Source organism: Lysobacter sp. P5_B9, assembly GCF_054049835.1.
On sequence record NZ_JBFULP010000001.1, the window covers coordinates 104,577 to 122,254 of the forward strand.

Here is a 17,678-nt window from a genome sequence, read left to right on the forward strand (position 1 = left end):
CCCGGTAGAATCCGGCGATTGCCGCCAGGTTGGCGGCTGCAGGATTCCCATGCCCATCCACGCTTCCGTACTCGAACTGATCGGCAACACGCCGATCGTGAAAGCCCGCCGCCTCGACACCGGCCCGTGCGAGCTCTATTTCAAACTCGAATCGCAGAACCCGGGCGGTTCGATCAAGGACCGCATCGGCAAGTCGATGATCGAAGCGGCGGAGAAGGCGGGGAAGATCAAACCCGGCGACACCCTGGTCGAAGGCACCGCCGGCAATACCGGCATCGGGCTGGCACTCGTCGCGCAGCAGAAGGGCTACAAGCTGGTCCTCGTGGTGCCCGACAAGATGAGCCGCGAGAAGATCTTCAATCTCAAGGCGATGGGCGCGCAGGTCCTGCTCACGCGTTCGGACGTGGCCAAGGGCCATCCCGACTACTACCAGGACATGGCGGAGCGCATCGCCCGTGAAACGCCGGGTGCGTACTTCATCAACCAGTTCGGCAATCCCGACAACCCGGCGGCGCACGAATTCGGCACCGGTCCGGAAATCCTGGAGCAGATGGCCCAGGCGGGCGGCCTCGACGCCATCGTCTTCGGCTGCGGCAGCTCGGGCACCATGACCGGCCTGTCGCGCTGTTTCGCCGAGAAGTCGCCGCACACCGAGCTGATCCTGGCCGATCCTGTCGGGTCGATCCTCGAGGAATACATCAATCGCGGCACGCTCAGCGACAAGTCCGCGAGCTGGATGGTCGAAGGCATCGGCGAGGATTTCCTGCCGCAGATCTCCGACTTCACCCGGGTGAAGAAGGCCTACGCGATCAGTGACAAAGAAAGTTTCCTCACGGCGCGCGAATTGCTGGAAAAGGAGGGCATCCTCGGCGGCTCCTCCACCGGCACGCTGCTCGCCGCCGCGCTGAAGTACTGCCGCGAGCAGACGACGCCGAAGAGGGTGGTGGTGCTGGTGCCGGATACCGGCAACAAGTACATCTCCAAGATGTACAACGACTACTGGATGCTGGACAACGGCTTCCTCGACCGCGAACCCACGGGCGACCTGCGCGACCTGATAACGCGCCCGTTCTCCAAGCGCGACACGATCGTGGTCGCTCCGACCGACCTGCTGGTCACGGCCTGGCAGCGGATGAAGCTCTACGACGTGAGCCAGTTGCCGGTCATGGAGGGCGACAACATCGTGGGCATCGTCGACGAGAGCGATGTCCTGCTGCATGTGTACGGCGACGAATCGCGCTTCCGCGATCCGGTGGCGACGGCGATGGTGAGCAAGCTCGACAAGCTGGATGTCCGTTCCCCGATCGAAGCGCTGCTGCCGGTCTTCGATCGCGGCCATGTCGCGATCGTGGTGGAAGGCGAGCGGTTCGTCGGCCTGATCACCCGCATCGACCTGCTCAACTACCTGCGCCGCCGGGTGCAGTGATGGCGGGCGCACCACTCGAGCGCCTGCTGCCGGGCGATCGCGTACCCGATGTGCGGTTGCACGGCAGCGATGGCGGTCGGACATTGCACGCCGAGTTCGCGGGCGCCCCCCTATGGCTGCTGAAGCCCTCGTCCGCGACGGTGGCGGCGTCCTTGCCGGAAGTGCCCAAGGGCATTACCGCGTTGTGCGTTGGAGCGCAGGCGTTTCCCGGCACGGCCGCGGGATGGCTTTCGCTTGGCGCGGACGCCCGCTGGCTGGAACTGTTCGAAGACGACGTGCTTTGGCTGGCCGATGCCAACCTGCGCCTGCAGCAGGAGCAACGCCTGCCATCGTCCCATGCGCCATTGCCCGCGAGGGTGGTCGAGGCGCTTGGCGCCGACTGCACGCTGCACGCGGCCCCCGTACTGCAGATCCCCGATGTGTTCGAGCGCGACCTGTGCCGGGAACTGATCCGTCATTTCGAAGTGGATTGCGCGGGCGGCGAAGTCTCGCGCGTCCTGGTGATGGAAGGCGGCGCGCAAACGCTGCAACTGGACCCGTCGATCAAGCAACGGCGCGAGAGTACGCCGCGCGATCCGGCACTCGAGGCGCGCATGCATGAGCGGGTGATGCGTCGCGCATTGCCGGAAATCGCCAGGGTCTTCAACTTTCCGGTGAACCGGCGCGATTCCTTCAAGCTGCTTTCGTATCCGGCAGGCGCGGGTTACTTTCGTGCCCATCGCGACAACGACACACCCGATGTCGCCCACAGGCGGTTCGCGCTATCGGTCAACCTCAACCATGGCTACTACGCGGGGGGCGAATTCCGCTATCCCGAGTTCGGGCCGCACCGCTACTCGCCGGCGACGGGAACCGCGTTGGTGTTCTCATGCGGCCTGCTGCACGAAGTGCTCCCGGTCGACAGCGGTGTCCGCTACGCGGTAACGACATTCCTGTCCTGAGCGGTCAGGCAGCGGGCCGCAGCCTCGCTTCCAGTCCGGTCGCTTCCTCTCGGCTGAGTTCCCGACCGGCCCATGCCAGGCCCTCGGCGATATCGGCCGCATGGCGCTCCGAAGCCTGCCGCAACTCTTGCCGGCGTGCGTGCGCGTCGAAGGGCTGGGAAGCATCCTTTGCGTAGCGACCAAGAACGCCGGATGCCGCAATGCGTGCATCCAGGTCTTCCGGAGCCACAAGCCCGAAATGTCCCGCTAGGGTGCGGGTGCCGGCAGCGGGATCCTTCAGGAATCCCGCGAAGTCCAGGTCGAGCAGACGTGGAGCGAACTCGCTGCGCTGCTTGAAGCGGGACCAGCGAAGCTGCTCCGCCAGCCACAAACGCGCCAGTCGAGCCCCCGGTCCGGAGGCCGGTTCGCTGGTGTCGATCCCGGCAAGACGCAGGTCTTCGATCGCCAGCGTGCCCTGCACCAGATCCGTATCCCTGAGCATGGTGGCGAGCCAGGTCTGCAGGTCCACCCATAGCAGGCAAGCCTGGCCGGTGTCGGGAAGCAGCTGGTCGGCGAGGGTCGTGACCACGCTGGTCGGCTTGACGATCACCGCACGCGTCTCGGTGAAGCCGCGCGCGAGCAGGTGCCGGGTGGCCGACAACCATGGGCCTGCCATGGGCTGGCCGCGTCCATGCGCAAGGGTCAGCAGCGGCAACGGTTCGCGCAGTCCCAGTGTCCCCGGGACCAGGTCAAGCAGCCTGCTGGCCAGCGTCGAACCGCAATGTCCGATGTGGAAGAGCCAATGCAGGCGGGCCAACGAAGCCGCTGGTTGCAATGCGGCGGAAAGCTCCGCGCCGGAAACCGTCCAGCCGGAAATTTCCCGGTGCCGCAGCGCCCGCTGGTCGAGGAAGCTGGCGCGGGCATAGTCCTCGCGTTCGAAATGCAGCACCCACGCGCGGTCCTGCGCCGGGTCGATCGCATACAGCGGATAGGCTGCACTCTCGCTGAAATCGGGCGGCAGTCGCCGGGAAGAATTCATGTCCGATGCTAGAATCAACGACCGTTCATGCTAGCGGAACAGGAAGGCTGCAGATCCATGAGTGACCGACATTCGGAAGGTGGGCGCAAGCCCGGCCTGGGCACCCTGGCCATCCACGGCGGCCAGTCGCCCGACCCCAGTACCGGCGCCGTCATGCCGCCGATCTACGCCACCTCGACCTACGCCCAGACTAGTCCGGGTGAGCACCAGGGGTTCGAGTATTCACGCAGCCACAACCCGACCCGGTTCGCCTACGAGCGCTGCATCGCGGCCCTCGAGGGCGGCACGCGCGGGTACGCGTTCGCGTCGGGACTCGCCGCGACGTCCACCGTGCTGGAGATGTTCGACAGCGGCAGCCACGTCATCGCAATGGACGATGTTTACGGTGGCACCTACCGCCTGTTCGAACGCGTGCGCCGTCGTTCCGCCGGCATGGATTTCAGTTGGGTCGACCTGAGTGACGCCGCGGCCTTCGAAGCCGCGATCCGCCCCAACACCCGGCTGGTCTGGATCGAAACCCCGACCAATCCGTTGCTGAAACTGGTCGACATCGAAAAGATCGCATCGATCGCCCGCAAACACGGGCTGATCGTCGCCGTCGACAACACCTTCAGCTCGCCGATCCTGCAGCGCCCGCTGGAACTGGGCGCGCATCTGGTCATGCACTCGGCCACCAAGTACCTCAACGGCCATTCCGACATGGTGGGCGGCATCGTCGTCGTCGGCGACGACGACGAAATTGCGGAGAAGATGACGTTCCTGCAGAACGCAGTGGGCGGCGTGCAGGGTCCCTTCGACAGCTTCCTCGCGCTGCGTGGCCTGAAGACGCTGCACCTGCGCATGAAGGCGCATTGCGAGAATGCCCAGGTGCTGGCCGAGTGGCTGCAGACGCATCCGGCGATCGAGAAAGTGATCTATCCGGGCCTGAAATCGCATCCCCAGCATGAGCTGGCGAAGCGGCAGATGGACGGCTTCGGCGGCATGGTCAGCATCTTCGTGAAGGGTGGTCTGGATGGCGCGCGCCGGATGATGGAGCGCTGTCAATATTTCACCATCGCCGAATCGCTGGGTGGCGTTGAAAGCCTGGTCAACCACCCGGCGATCATGACCCACGCCTCGATTCCGCCCGAGCGACGGGCGCAACTTGGTGTCACCGACAACCTCGTTAGGCTGAGCGTCGGCATTGAAAGTCCAGAGGACCTTCGCAGGGACCTCGAACATTCCTTGAGCTGACCGGGGCTGCCACGCATGCGTGATCGGGCCAATCTTTGGTTTCTCTTTCGTCAATTATTGGTGCGGGAACTCTCGGCTCGTTACCGGGCTACGACCCTGGGGCTGCTATGGGTCATCCTCCAGCCGCTATTGATGCTCGCCATCTATACCCTGGTGTTCAGCGGCATCTTCAAGGTCCGCTGGGGTGGCGAGGGTTCGTCCGCGAGTTTTGCGCTTGTGCTTTTCGCCGGCCTGATCGTCTTCAATTTCTTTGCTGACGTGTTCGTCTCCTCTCCCACTGCGGTTTCCTCCCAGCCCAACTACGTCAAGAAGGTCGTTTTCCCGGTGGCACTGTTGGCCGCCGTGCGGGTGGCCACTGCGGCTGTGCCGGCGCTGGCGGGCCTGGTGCTGCTGTGTCTGGCGCAATGGCTGATGGCGCAGCCTCCGTCTCCCTGGTTCCTGCTTGCTCCACTTGTGCTGGTGGCCATGGCGCCGATGCTGCTGGGCGTGTCCTGGCTGATGTCCGGGCTCGGTGTGTACCTCCAGGACATTACCCAGGTCGCCGGCGTCGTCGTCAGCATGTTGCTGTTCCTGAGTCCAATTTTTTTTCCTGCCAGTGCGATGCCTGCAGAGGTGCGCTTTTTGGTTGACTTCAATCCCCTGGTTGCCCCGATGGAGCAGCTTCGCGCGTTGACCGTGCAGGGCCAGGCAGCGGACTTCACGGGGTTGGCGCTCTATTTCTTCCTGTCGTGCGTGTTCGCAGCATTGGCGTACCGGCTGTTCCAGCGCTTGTCGAAAGGGTTCGCGGACGTCCTATGAGCCTGGCCGCCCGCACTTCCGACTCGACGCAGAGCGCGATCGAAGTCGTGCACGTCACCAAGGACTACCCGATTTTCCGCAGCCCGCGCGATCGGTTGTTGTCGCTGCTATGGCCGCGCGCCACGAAGGCACGCCGGTTCCGGGCGCTTGACGATGTCAACTTCAATGTCCCGCGCGGCGAGACCATGGGCATCATCGGCCGGAATGGTGCGGGCAAGTCCACGCTGCTGCAGGTGCTGTGCGGCACGGTGTCTCCGACTGCCGGGCGCGTAGCCATCCATGGGCGGTTCGCGGCGCTGCTCGAGCTCGGAGCCGGGTTCAATCCGGACTTCAGCGGCCGCGAGAACGTCTATCTCAATGCGTCGCTGCTTGGGCTGTCGCGCGAGGAGGTCGATGCCAGGCTGGATGGCATCCGTGCGTTCGCCGATATCGGCGATTTCTTCGATCGTCCGGTGAAGACCTATTCAAGTGGCATGTATGTGCGCTTGGCATTCTCCGTGGCCATCCATACCGAGCCGGAAGTGCTGGTGATCGACGAGGCGCTGTCGGTAGGCGACATCCGGTTCCAGATGAAATGCCTTGAGCGGATCGAGTCACTGCGGGCGCGCGGGACCACGGTGTTGTTCGTGTCCCATTCGCTGGAGCAGGTGAAGCGGTTCTGTCAGTCGGCTATCTGGCTGGAGAACGGACGGATAAAGCTGTTTGGCGAGGCCAACTTCGTCGCCGACCAGTACCGGGACCATGAACTCGCGCTTGAGGCCGATGGTGCCCAGGCGCACACCGAAACCCGTGGCGAAGCACGAACACATGTTCCGGCAGTAATCGAAACCGTCAGCGTCCCGCAGGCGCACCTGGCGCCCTTCGATCCGTTCACGGTCGAGATCAGTTATTCGATACGTGACGAATCCTTGCCCGGCTTTCTTGTCGGGGTGGCGATAAAGAGCGTGGATGGTCTCCACATCTTCGGTCCCAATACCCATCTTGAGCGGGTCCAGATACCCACGACCCGTGGTTCGCACCGCATCAGTTATCACGTTCCCTCGTTGCCGCTGTTGAGCGGCAGCTATCGCATCGATGTTGGTCTGTTCACTGACAAGGGGCTGGTGTGCCTGGACTATCTCTCGGACGTGTCCCGGTTGACGGTGGCTTCCCCTTACTTCAGTGAAGGGCTCGTTTACATCACGCACGAGTGGAAAGTGCATGAAGGATGACCTGACCAGCATTCCGTTCGATCACTACCAGCGGTATGCCACGGGCGCTGCAATAGTGCAATCGCTGGAACCGGGCGCGGGTACCGTGCTTGAGGTCGGAGCCAACCGGCAGCGCCTGCTGGGCGCCTTCCTGCCAAATGCGCGCGTTCTCTACACCGATATCGAGGCGCAGGAAGCGGATGCCGACTTCGTGGTGGCCGATGCAACGGCGTTGCCGTTCGCCGATCATGCGTTCGATGCGGTCATATCGCTGGACGTGCTGGAGCACATAGCGCCAGCGGCACGCGCGTCGGCAGTGGCGGAGATGGCCCGAGTTGCCGGCCGCCTGGTCGTCATCGGCTGCCCGATCGACCAACCCGTTACGCGAGCGGTTGAACGCGACGCGGACTCGGTCTGGCGGGAATACTTCAAGGAATCGTATCCCTGGTTGGAAGAACACCAGGTCTACGGCCTGGTCGATCCGATCCAGGTCGAAGCCGGTTTGAAGGACGGGGGTCTTCGCGTTTTCCGCTTCGGGCAAGGAGATGCGGGGCTCTGGGCGGCACTCATGGGGGCACACTTCGCCAAGGAAGCGGTGCCCGAGCTGGCCGGCGTGGTGGCGGCGATGGACCGCTGCTACAACAGTTGCGTCTTCCCGTTCGATTGGGAAGGTGATGCCTATCGACAGTTCTTCGTCGGTGTTCGGCACGCGGCCGACGAAGTCCACGTGGCCCATCCAGCCCTGCCGCCGGCCGAGACCGCCCGCGAGGGGGCGTCGGGACTGAAGGCAATCGCCGCGGCGTTGCATCCCATTGCCTCCCGGGTTCTGACCGCCGAGCGCGAGTGGACGTCGACGGCGGATGCTCTGCGGAACATGTCGGAGAGCGCTGCGGAACAGTTGCGGCGCGCCGATGCATCCGACCGCAGGGCGGCGGAATTGCATGGAGAACGCGATCAGGCCCTGGCTGGGTTTGAGAGGGCAATCGCGCAGCAGCACGACGTCGAGGCACGCCTGCAGCAGGAAGCACTCGCGCATCACGAAACCGGCCTGAAATTGCAGGAACAGGCGCACAGCGCGGTCGAGCAGTTCCATCGCGCGGAAGCGGCCGATCAGAAGGCCGAAGCTGCCGATCGGAAGGCGCTGGAGCACTTCCATCGCGCGGAAGCGGCCGATCGGAAGGCGCTGGAGCACTTCCATCGCGCGGAAGCGGCCGATCGGAAGGCGCTCGGGCTTGCCACCGAGCTTGCGCAGTCGAATGATGATCTTGCTTCACTCCGCGTAGCGCACGTCCGGCTTGAAGCCGATCGGTTGCGGCTGCATGAGCGGACTCGCGTACTGGAGCGTCGCCAGCGCTGGGCGTTGTATGCAACCGCCGTCGCCGTGGTAGCCGGGTTGTTGTTTGCGGTTATCCGCTCGTATTCCTGAGGTGTAGTCGTGTGTTGGGGAACGATTTTTTGGAGCATGGAATGACGATGCGCGATCTGGTGATCCGCCTGCGGTCGCTGTGGCAGGCGGCCAGGGCCAGCCTTGGGCGCGCGCGCGCGATGGGGATGCCGAAGCGGGAAATATTCGGTCGAACGATGGCTGCGCTGCGTCGCGGTCCGCGCGAGTTTGCGCGATCACTCGTTCGTTTCGCCTGGCCTGATGCAGGCCAGGCAGGTGCATTTGCGCCCGAGCTGCGGGACGAATACACGAGCTGGCTCGCGACCATCGAGTCAGTGCCAGCATGTGAATCGCGGCCCGCCGCCGGGCGCGTGAGCGTGGTGATGCCGGTTTACAACACGCCAGAACGCTTCCTGCGCGAGGCGTATGAAAGCGTCTGCGCGCAGACCTACGGCGATTGGGAGCTGTGCATCCACGACGACGCTTCCGATGCGTCATGGATGGAGGGCCTGCTCGCGGAACTCGAGCGCGACAGCCGGGTGCGCGTGTCGCGCGGGCGCAAGCAATCCGGCATCGCTGCCGCGACCAATGCGGCGCTCGCTATTGCCAGCGGGCGCTGGGTCGCTTTTCTCGACCATGACGACCTCCTGCATCGCGATGCCATCGCCGCGTCAGTGGCGCGGCTGGTCAGCGATGAGGGGAATCTGGTCTACACCGACCACGACGCGCTGGATCGGGGAGGGCGACGCTGCGCACCGTTCTTCAAGCCGGATTGGAGCCCGGACCTGCTGCTTTCGCAGATGTACCTGGGGCATCTCGTCGTGGTCGAGCGCGCGCTGGTCGAGCGCGTGGGGGGACTTCGTCCAGCGATGGACGGTGCGCAGGACTATGACCTCCTGCTGCGATGTGTCTCCGCGGGCGCGAAGGTCGTCCATGAGCCGCGCGTGCTCTATCACTGGCGCCAGCACGATGGCTCGACTTCGGCAAACGCCGATTCCAAGCCCTACGCCCACCATGCGGGCCGCCGTGCCTTGCAGGACTACGTCGGACACCGCTATCCGGGGGCGAGGGTGGATGATGGCGCTTACACCTTCTGCTACGACGTGCGGTACCTCGCCGGTGCGGCCAAGGCCAGCATCATCATCCCGACGCGCGATCGTCTCGACCTGCTGCAGCCGTGCATCGAAAGCCTGCGCGAACTGACTGCTGGCCAGGCATACGAAATCATCATCATCGACAACGGGTCTGCGGAAGCTTCGACAGCCAGTTGGCTGGAGAGCATGGCCGGGCCTGGGTTTCGCGTGATTCGCGCGGATATTCCGTTTAACTGGTCAGTGCTGAACAACATCGGGGCGCGCGAAGCGACTGGTGAAGTGCTGGTCTTCCTCAACAACGACACGGAGGCCGTGCAAGCGGATTGGCTTGCGCGGCTGGTGGAAGTGGCGCTTCGTGACGACGTCGGTGTCTGTGGGCCGATGTTGCTCTATGGCGATGGTTCCATCCAGCATGCAGGCGTGGTGGTAGGCATGGGTGGATGGGCAGACCATGTGTTCAAGGGCGAATGGCCTGTGCACAACCAGAGGCTCTTCGTATCTCCGGTGCTGCGTCGCAACGTGCTCGCCGTGACCGGCGCCTGCATGGCCATCGAGGCACGAAAATTCGCGCAGCTCGGCGGATTTGACGAATCATTCGTTGTTTGCGGCAGTGATGTGGAACTTTGCCTGCGTGCGCACCGGCAGGACCTGCTGAATGTGTATGTCGGCGAGTCGCGGATGCTGCACCACGAGTCGAAGACACGCGATCCCCAGGCGATCCCGGAGACGGACTTTCATCGCTCGGCTGAGGCGTATGCGCCGTATCGGACCGAGGGCGATCCTCTCTACAACCGGAATCTTGACATGATGTCGGCCGCCCCACGGCTGCGTGCTCGCCCATGATCGAACGCATGATGCGCCGCGCGGGGCAACGCTTGAACCGCTTGTTGGGCAGCGAGAGCTCCCAATCGATTGTTCCACCAACGTCGGTGCCGGAGCTCACGCCGTGCGTACCGCGTCGCGATGATGCCGGTGGCCGGCGCATCAACCTCCTGCTGCCGTCGATCAATGCAGGTCACTATTTCGGGGGCATACACACGGCGGTGCAGTTCTACCGCAGCCTGTGCCGGCATTATCCGCAGTCGCGGATCATCCTCCTGGACGCCGCACCCGACGCCGAGGCGCTGCAGCGCTTCGGCGATCACGTGCTGGTGCCCAGCGAGACAGCCGGAGGAGCGGCGCGGCAGGTTGTCCCCTTCAGCGACCGCTACGGGCGCACGCTGCCCGTTTGTGCGGGCGATACGTGGGTGTGCACGGGGTGGTGGACAGCTTATGCGGCCCAGAGGATCGCCGCCTGGCAACAGTCACAGTTCGGTGAGGAGGGGAGGATTACCTATCTCATCCAGGATTTCGAACCGGGCTTCTACGCCTGGTCGAGCCGTTCGGCGATGGCACTGAGCACGTATCGACCCGAGCGTGACATCGCCGTGTTCAACACGGCGATGCTTGCGGGCTACTTCGATGAGAACAGGCTCCGTTACCGCGACCGCTGGGTGTTCGAACCGACGTTGAACGCGGGCTTGCGGAATGCACTGGAGTCCGCACGCGGCAATCCGTTGCCGCGCCGTCGTCGCATCCTGGTCTATGCGCGTCCGTCGACGCCCCGCAATGCCTTCGAACTTTTGTGCGAGGGGCTGCGGGCCTGGGGTTGGTCCGATCCCGCTGCACGCGAATGGGAGGTTGTTGCGGTCGGCGAATTGGCACGCGACATCGACCTGGGCCCGTTCGTGATGAAGGCCATGGGCAAGCTGGCCATCGCCGACTATGGCGAGCTGCTGTCCACGTCGGGGATCGGGGTTTCGCTGATGATCTCTCCGCACCCGAGTTATCCCCCGCTGGAGATGTCTGCATTCGGCATGGGTGTGATCACCAACGGCTTCGCAGGCAAGGATCTCTCCAGCTGGGGTGCCGGAATCCGCTCATTTGACGAGTTGCGCCCGGAGGCGATAGCGGAATCCCTTTCGCTGGAGTCGGCACGCTGGGAAGCCCGCAACATGGCGGCGTATCCGGTCATGGCGCCGGAGCATGGTTTCCTGCAGCCAGGCGGACTGGACGCCATTGCCGACGAGGTCGTCTCCACGCTTTCGAAAAAGGCACCAGGCAGCGCATGAGGGCGGGAATGGGCTGGGCGAAAGCACGGACTATGTTGAGCGCGACAACGAGGCGAGTGGCAGGCACGTTCCGGCTCGACTGGATCTGCTGCTGCTTCAGCGCCCTTGTCGCGCTGGCGGCCCTGGTCGCGATGCAGGTTCCGGACGTCGAGCTGATTTCGCAGGTAAGCGTATCCCGACCCGGCGGCCTGCAGATCTACTACTCGAGGGATGGTGGGTTTAGCGAAGTCCGATCCACCATCGTGTCGCTGAAGACGGGTGCGTCGCAAAGCTTCATTGCGTCGATCCCATATGAAGACAGCGCCATCTTGCGCGTGGATCCAGCGACCGGCGCGGAGCGGACGGTGCTCTGCGACACGCGCGTGGTTTTGCCGGATGGGACGGTGCAGCACGTCGATCCCCGAAGCTTTGCGCCCGCCAATGAGGTTCAGGTAGAGGTCGTTGCGGATTGCGCGGTCATTGCTTCCAGCAGCTCCGCTATTGAAGCCCAGGCGCGACTGGATCTGTCTACGGTGCAAGGGCGCGTCGAGCAATCGAAGAGGCATCGTCACCGACTAGGGCTCCTTCTTGCCGCACTGAGCGTCGCGCTGCTGCTGGCCGCAGGCGCGGTGTGCGCATGGACTGGTCGATCGCAGCACTCCGAGATCGAATGGACGTCGCTTGGCAAGGCGCTGCCACGGATCTATCTGTTCCTGGCGCTGTCCCTGGGGGGGCTGTACTGCGTGGTCACGCCTCCGGGTGCCGTACCGGATGAGCCGGCCCATATCGCAAAGACAATCATGGTCGAGAACGGGCAATGGATAGGGGCTGCCAAAAGCAGTCTTGACCCCGGGCTGGGCGACGTACTCGGCCCGTTCGAAGACTTCCTCAATCCGTCAAAGCGATTCACGCCTGATCAGGTCTTCGCGCACGCCGAGCGGCCCCTGCGGTGTCATCCCGTGTCGGGGGACTACCCGAAGAGTGCCAAGAACTATTCACCCACCCTGTACGCGCCTGCGGCAGCCGTGCTGAATGTCGCTTGTCGCCTGCAGGCACCCACGGGTGTTTTCGTCTACGGAGGACGGTTCGCAAACCTGGCCTTGGCGGTGTTGCTGGTTTTCCTTGGCCTGCGAGCGGCCGGAACCCACGCATGGCCTCTGTTTGCAGTGGCAATGTTGCCGACCGTGCTCTTCGAGCAGGCTTCGTTCTCGCCGGACAGCCCGATTCTGGGGTTGGTCCTGTGCCTGGCAGGCTTGCAAGTAGGACTTGCAACGAAACAGGTCCGCCCGGGGCGTGGCGTGGAAGCCGCGCTGCTGGCGCTAGGGCTTGCACTGGCGCTGTCGAAGCCGGGATATGCATGGATCTGCGTCGGCTTCCTCTTCTGCCGCCCCGCCTATCAGAGTGTTGAGCGTCGTTACTGGCCGAAGGGGCTGCTGCTCGTCGCATTACCCTGGCTGATCCATGTGGCCTGGGTCCTCTTCTCGTCCGATGCGGTGGCGCCACGACCGGGAGTAGATCCGAAGGCCAATCTGGCCGCCTTTTTCAACTCGCCGACGCAAGCGCTGCAACTGTGGTGGCTAACCTTCTTCGGCGAAGGCAGTGACTTCCTGTGGTCCTCTCTCGTGGGGCGACTGGGATGGCTCGACGTCGTCCTGCATCCGGGCGCTTACGCCATCGCGTGGGCCGCGTTGCTGGCATCGCTGGGCCTGGGCAGCGCGGGAGCCACGGCAATTCCGCAAGGGGCCCGTACACGACCGGCAGCGATGTTTTTCGCGATCGGCGCAGTGCTCCTGCCGGCGCTGCCGATGTACCTGTTCTGGACGCCGCCCGGTGCAATCATGATCGAAGGTCTCCAGGGCAGGTACCTGATCCCTTCCGCCGCTTTTTGCCTGGTGTGGCTGTCATTCTGGGCGCCACGTCCATGGCGCTTCCCCGCCGTGGCGTTCGTACTCATGGCGGCGCTAGCCATGAATCTGGACGCGTTGTACCGGGTCACCGAGAGGTTTTTCGCATGAGCCGGCCGCAACACGCATTCGTGGTTCCCGCATACCGCGACTCGCCCCACCTGCGCGAGTGCCTGGCTTCATTGCGCGGACAGCAATCCCGTAGTCCAGTGATAGTTTGCACGTCCACTCCATATGAAGGGCTGGCCGCGCTGTGCGATGAAATGGAGGCACGGCTCGTCTGCCACTCTCCCAACCGTGGCATAGCGCACGACTGGAACATGGCGCTGGGCAGCGCCCACGCCGAATGGGTGACCATCGCGCACCAGGATGACGTTTATCTTCCGGATTTTGCGGACAGGACGTTGCGCCTGATCGAGCGGAATCCGGCCGCAATCCTGGTATTCACCGGTTACAGCGAAATGGACCAGGGCGGGATTCGTGCGTTGGGGGTTCCGTTGCGGATCAAACAGATCCTGATCGAACTGGCCATGCTTGGAAGGGAAAGCATCGAGACTCGTTTTGCGCGAACCAACCTGTTGCGTTTTGGCTGCCCGATTCCCTGTCCGAGCGTAACATTGCGCAGGACGTCGCTTCCGCAGGGATTCGCCTTCGATCAGAAATTCCGGGTCAACCTGGATTGGGACTTCTGGTTGCGGCTGGCGAGAGAATCCAAAGGCGCCTTCGCCTGCGACCGGAAGGTGTTGATGCATCACCGTATACACCCGGGCAGCGAAACCACTTCCGGCATCGCCGATGGCGTCCGAATGCGCGAGGACCGGGAGCTGTTCGGGCGAGTCTGGCCGGCGCCGATCGCTTCGCTCATCGCCAAGGCCTATGCCTTGTCCTACCGTTACAACCAGGCCTGACCATGCCCACTGTAGTGCTCATCCTGCTAGTCACCCTCTGCACCATCGGCAGCCAGCTCATCCTAAAGAGCGGTGTGAACTCCCTGGTGGCGGTGTTGAAGACGGAGGGGGTAGTGCCCTTTCTCTTCGCTGCCGCCACTTCGCCCAAGGTCCTGACGGCCCTCTCGATCCAGGGGGCCGGCTATGTGGTCTGGCTCTTCGTTCTGGCCCAGTCCAAGCTGTCGGTGGCATTCGCGACATCGGGATCCTTCTTCTATCTGGTGATGGCGGCTGCCAGCTGGCTGGTCTTTGGCGAACGCCTCACTGCCGTGCAGTGGGCGGGACTTGTATTGATTTCCTGCGGGGTCATGCTGGTGAGCAATGGCGCCCAACCGCTGCAGTCGTAGTCCATCGCCACGCAATCCCTGCCACCCTTGCGGGTAATCAGACATGGAAGAAGCAAACGAGCAAAAGCGGGACGTGCGCGGAGGTAGTCCTTCGATTGCAGTCGTGATTCCTGCCTACAAAGTGGCAGCGCACGTCGAGGACGTCGTGCGAACCGTTCCTGCTTTTGTCCGCCATATCTATGTCGTAGACGACGCTTGTCCGGAGCAGAGCGGCGCAGTCGTCGAGGCGATGGCGGATCCGCGCGTCAGCGTCGTCTTCAACAGCCGCAATCGGGGCGTGGGCGGTGCGGTCCTCGCCGGGTACGCAGCAGCGGTTGACGCTGGTCACGACATCATCGTGAAAATCGACGGCGACGGCCAGATGGACCCCCTGAAAATGTGGGACATCGTCGAGCCGATCGTCGAGGGCGAGGCGGACTATACGAAGGGAAATCGCTTCTACGACTTGACCTACATCGGCAACATGCCGCGAATGAGGATAGCGGGGAACGCGGTGCTTTCGTTCCTGGCGAAAGCTTCCACCGGTTACTGGGACATTCTGGACCCGACGAACGGATACACGGCCATCCATGCCGACGCGCTGCGCCGGCTCGATGCACGCAAGATCAGCGAGCGTTACTTTTTCGAGACGGACATCCTGTTCCGCCTGAATCTCGCGCGCGCAGTGGTGGTGGATGTTCCCCTTGATGCCCGCTACGGAGACGAGGTCAGCAACCTGAAGATCTCCCGTGTCATCGGGGAGTTCGCCTTCAAGCACGCACGCAATGCGCTGAAGCGCGTGTTTTACAATTACTTCCTGCGTGACTTCACGATCGCATCGGTAGAGCTGGTGGCAGGGCTCATCCTGGTGGCCGTGGGGACGGTTTTCGGTGCGATGTCATGGGCGCATTCCTTCGCCAGCGGTGCGGCGACGTCTGCGGGCACGGTGATGCTGGCCGCGCTCCCCATCATGCTTGGGCTGCAGTTGCTGTTGGCTTTTCTCGCCTACGATATCGCGCGGGTTCCCCGTCGACGCATCAGCCGACGCTCGCGTAACCCGGAATGGCGTTCATCCGATCATCGCCTCCCCCATAGCGTCGATGCTTCGCATTCCACGCGGGAGCGGCTGGAACGCTAGACGGTTCACGAACAAACCGCAGCGGAAAAGAACACGAGACTCGGTAGGCAGGCGCTTCGTAAGTGTGTGCCGCACTACGTTTTCCATCGTCAGGGAACAAAGGGATAGTCGGGCTCGACGGCCGGGATGCCGGCTTCAGGATCGTCCGTGACTGAAATCCGGAATCCCGCGGTAGTCACCACCGCTGGAATCATGCGCTCGAGCGCGTGAGCGATTGTTCCGTCGACTTGGCCGCGCTCCTCCTCGAACAAAAATTCGTCCAGGTGCGCGTCAAGCAGTGGCTGCAATGCACCCAGACGTACCCAGAACATCGAGCCCGCAAAGAAGAGACCCGGCTCCGTGTGAACTCCGAGTCGGCGTCGAAGGAGCGATATGGACTCTGCGTTGCCACCTTGATGCATGCTCATATCGAGTGCGTGTCCCGACGGCCCAACCATGCCGAGTAAGGGATCGCCATGGAAGGCGCGCAATACCGCGGTCACGCGGGCAGGAGCGATCAGCTTGTCCAGCAGCTGGGAACGCCAGGAGTCGCCATTGTCCAAGTGCGGTGAACGCTTGGTATGCAACTTGAGTATCAGGTCCTCGCCTTCGTCGATCAGTTCGTCTGCGACACGCAGGAACGGGAGGATGTCGCGGCCGCGGTTCTCAACTACCCGCGTCTCGATCGTGTAGTTTTTACCTTGATGGGCGCGGGTACTCTGCGTCCATCGTTCGATGCTCTCGTCGACCTGCGCCGCCAGTTGGGACGAGGTGGTGACGACTATGCGCCAATCGCCGTCCGACGCGCTTATGCACTCCAGCATTTCCGCAAGGAGTTCAGGGTAGTGCACATGGATCACGGCACAGGGGCGGTTTTGCTTGGGCCGCGGTGGAAGTTGGGCCCGGTGTGTTGCTTCAAGCAACGCGTAACCAAGGCGCGTATCAGGCTCGAGATATGCCCCTTCTGCCCACTCATTCCATGCGTTGATGAAGACCAGCCTGCTCGCGGAAGTTTCCTTCGCGTCGGGTGTGCTCGCTAGTGCGTTGCGCAGCCAGCTCTCGTAGCCGCGGACAGAGTTGTTGACGAAGCTTCTCCCCCGGCCGGGGCGGCGGGGCTCATTGTCCCAACCTGGATTGACGCCACGGAACAGAGGGTAGTCCGGGCGTTTGCGCGCGCGAAACTGGTCTGCCATGGCTCGCCAGTCCAATATTTCACCCTCATGGCCGGGGTTGATGGGTTCCCTGTCGATAGTCAGGCCAAATGTCTGGGTGAGATTTGGCGGAAACTCGATGGCGGAATCAAAGCCGAGTGGCCGCGGGTCTATGCGCCGGAACGATTCCACGCACGCCAGGTGGATCTCACCTATGCCCGCCTCGCGACAGTAATTCCGCCAGCGCGCGGCTGTTGCTGCTGGGTCGGGAAACAACTCCAGGCGGTACACAATAACGAGGGGTTTTCCATCGACGTACAAGTACCGTGGGTCTTGCAGGAATGGCACCAGGGATGAAATGAAGGCCAGATCATCCTCGGGGCTGTGTTGCTGTTCCAGCAACACTTCCTCCGCCCGGCCGTCCCATCGGCGCGTCCACGGCTCGTTTGCCCAGCACAGGCAGAAGGGCAGCTCCAAAGTGGGATCCGACAGGTATGAATCGACGGGTCGCTCGAGGACGCGTCGCCCTGCAAACCAGTAGACGTAGAAGCAGAACGCTCCGACTCCGTACTGCTTCGCCAACCGGACCTGCTGTTGCATCACGCCAGGCAGTCTAAGGTCGTAAAAACCCAGCTCGCCTGGCAGGCGGGGCTGGGGATGTCCCTCAAACTGCGGCAGCGCACGCGTTACGTTTCGCCATTCCGTGAAGCCCGGCCCCCACCATTGGTCGTTTTCTTCAATGGGATGGAATTGCGGAAGATAAAACGCGACAACCGTCGATGCGGCATCAGGAGCGGTTAGCTGCTTCTTGTCGCGATATCCGACTGCGCGACCATCGCCGCGCATGACGGCGCGTCCCAGGTGCGTCGCCGTCAGCGGCCCTCTCTGTCGGCTGGCGGGAGCGACGAGGAGCCGCTTTGCCACCGAGCGGAGTAGGCGACGCGCCGTTTCGGGCAGCGGCAACGACGAGGCCAGGTTGCGACACACTGAAACCAGGGCCGCAACCCCAGACCGGTCGCGCGGAGGCAGGATGCCGCTCACGGATTACTCGGATGCGTC

The 17,678-nt window shown here is 63.3% G+C and carries 13 protein-coding genes and 2 pseudogenes; 13 read left to right on the plus strand and 2 right to left on the minus strand.

Annotated elements, in window-relative coordinates:
- Nucleotides 1–49 precede the first annotated feature (49 nt).
- Nucleotides 50–1,426 (plus strand): pyridoxal-phosphate dependent enzyme, encoded by a 1,377-nt coding sequence (locus ACXJJ9_RS00490; RefSeq protein ID WP_457095346.1) that lies wholly within the window; start codon nucleotides 50–52, stop codon nucleotides 1,424–1,426.
- Nucleotides 1,426–2,367, plus strand: a complete 942-nt coding sequence (locus ACXJJ9_RS00495) for a 2OG-Fe(II) oxygenase (RefSeq protein WP_457095347.1) — start codon at nucleotides 1,426–1,428, stop codon at nucleotides 2,365–2,367. The genes ACXJJ9_RS00490 and ACXJJ9_RS00495 overlap by 1 nt, the downstream gene beginning before the upstream one ends.
- Nucleotides 2,368–2,371: 4 nt before the next feature.
- On the opposite strand, the gene ACXJJ9_RS00500 is transcribed toward ACXJJ9_RS00495, so the two are convergent.
- Complete coding sequence (locus tag ACXJJ9_RS00500) at nucleotides 2,372–3,385, minus strand: hypothetical protein (protein ID WP_457095348.1); 1,014 nt, start codon at nucleotides 3,383–3,385, stop codon at nucleotides 2,372–2,374.
- A gap of 57 nt (nucleotides 3,386–3,442) precedes the next feature.
- Here ACXJJ9_RS00500 and ACXJJ9_RS00505 point away from each other — a divergent pair, with 57 nt between their 5' ends.
- The 11 genes and pseudogenes from ACXJJ9_RS00505 to ACXJJ9_RS00555 all read left to right on the plus strand — a co-directional run bounded on the left by ACXJJ9_RS00505 (nucleotide 3,443) and on the right by ACXJJ9_RS00555 (nucleotide 15,489).
- On the plus strand, nucleotides 3,443–4,618 hold the full coding sequence (locus ACXJJ9_RS00505; RefSeq protein WP_457095349.1) for a cystathionine gamma-synthase: 1,176 nt from the start codon (nucleotides 3,443–3,445) through the stop codon (nucleotides 4,616–4,618).
- Between the two features lie 15 nt (nucleotides 4,619–4,633).
- Nucleotides 4,634–5,416 carry an ABC transporter permease gene (locus tag ACXJJ9_RS00510; RefSeq protein ID WP_457095350.1) on the plus strand — a complete coding sequence of 261 codons (783 nt, stop codon included), beginning with the start codon at nucleotides 4,634–4,636 and terminating at the stop codon, nucleotides 5,414–5,416.
- A gap of 185 nt (nucleotides 5,417–5,601) precedes the next feature.
- A pseudogene (locus tag ACXJJ9_RS00515) lies at nucleotides 5,602–6,166 on the plus strand (ABC transporter ATP-binding protein); the annotation flags it as partial.
- A 101-nt stretch (nucleotides 6,167–6,267) separates the two neighbouring features.
- Nucleotides 6,268–6,627: pseudogene (locus tag ACXJJ9_RS00520) on the plus strand (Wzt carbohydrate-binding domain-containing protein); the annotation flags it as partial.
- Entirely contained in the window at nucleotides 6,617–8,032 is a 1,416-nt protein-coding gene (locus ACXJJ9_RS00525) for a methyltransferase domain-containing protein (protein WP_457095351.1), read from the plus strand. The pseudogene ACXJJ9_RS00520 and the gene ACXJJ9_RS00525, both read left to right, overlap by 11 nt.
- 41 nt (nucleotides 8,033–8,073) lie before the next feature.
- On the plus strand, nucleotides 8,074–9,927 hold the full coding sequence (locus ACXJJ9_RS00530) for a glycosyltransferase family 2 protein (RefSeq protein WP_457095352.1): 1,854 nt from the start codon (nucleotides 8,074–8,076) through the stop codon (nucleotides 9,925–9,927).
- Nucleotides 9,924–11,195: a rhamnosyltransferase WsaF family glycosyltransferase gene (locus ACXJJ9_RS00535; protein WP_457095353.1), complete on the plus strand. Its 1,272-nt coding sequence runs from the start codon at nucleotides 9,924–9,926 to the stop codon at nucleotides 11,193–11,195. Before ACXJJ9_RS00530 ends, ACXJJ9_RS00535 begins: the two co-directional genes overlap by 4 nt.
- 56 nt (nucleotides 11,196–11,251) lie before the next feature.
- Nucleotides 11,252–13,189, plus strand: coding sequence for a DUF2142 domain-containing protein (locus tag ACXJJ9_RS00540; protein ID WP_457095354.1), 1,938 nt, complete (start codon nucleotides 11,252–11,254; stop codon nucleotides 13,187–13,189).
- On the plus strand, nucleotides 13,186–13,986 hold the full coding sequence (locus tag ACXJJ9_RS00545; protein ID WP_457095355.1) for a glycosyltransferase family 2 protein: 801 nt from the start codon (nucleotides 13,186–13,188) through the stop codon (nucleotides 13,984–13,986). Before ACXJJ9_RS00540 ends, ACXJJ9_RS00545 begins: the two co-directional genes overlap by 4 nt.
- A 2-nt stretch (nucleotides 13,987–13,988) precedes the next feature.
- Entirely contained in the window at nucleotides 13,989–14,372 is a 384-nt protein-coding gene (locus tag ACXJJ9_RS00550) for a hypothetical protein (protein ID WP_457095356.1), read from the plus strand.
- 43 nt (nucleotides 14,373–14,415) lie between these two features.
- A complete protein-coding gene (locus ACXJJ9_RS00555; protein ID WP_457095357.1) occupies nucleotides 14,416–15,489 on the plus strand; it encodes a glycosyltransferase family 2 protein in 1,074 nt (357 codons plus the stop codon).
- An 89-nt stretch (nucleotides 15,490–15,578) separates the two neighbouring features.
- On the opposite strand, the gene ACXJJ9_RS00560 is transcribed toward ACXJJ9_RS00555, so the two are convergent.
- Nucleotides 15,579–17,660: a glycoside hydrolase family 99-like domain-containing protein gene (locus ACXJJ9_RS00560; protein ID WP_457095358.1), complete on the minus strand. Its 2,082-nt coding sequence runs from the start codon at nucleotides 17,658–17,660 to the stop codon at nucleotides 15,579–15,581.
- Between the last annotated feature and the right edge of the window lie 18 nt (nucleotides 17,661–17,678).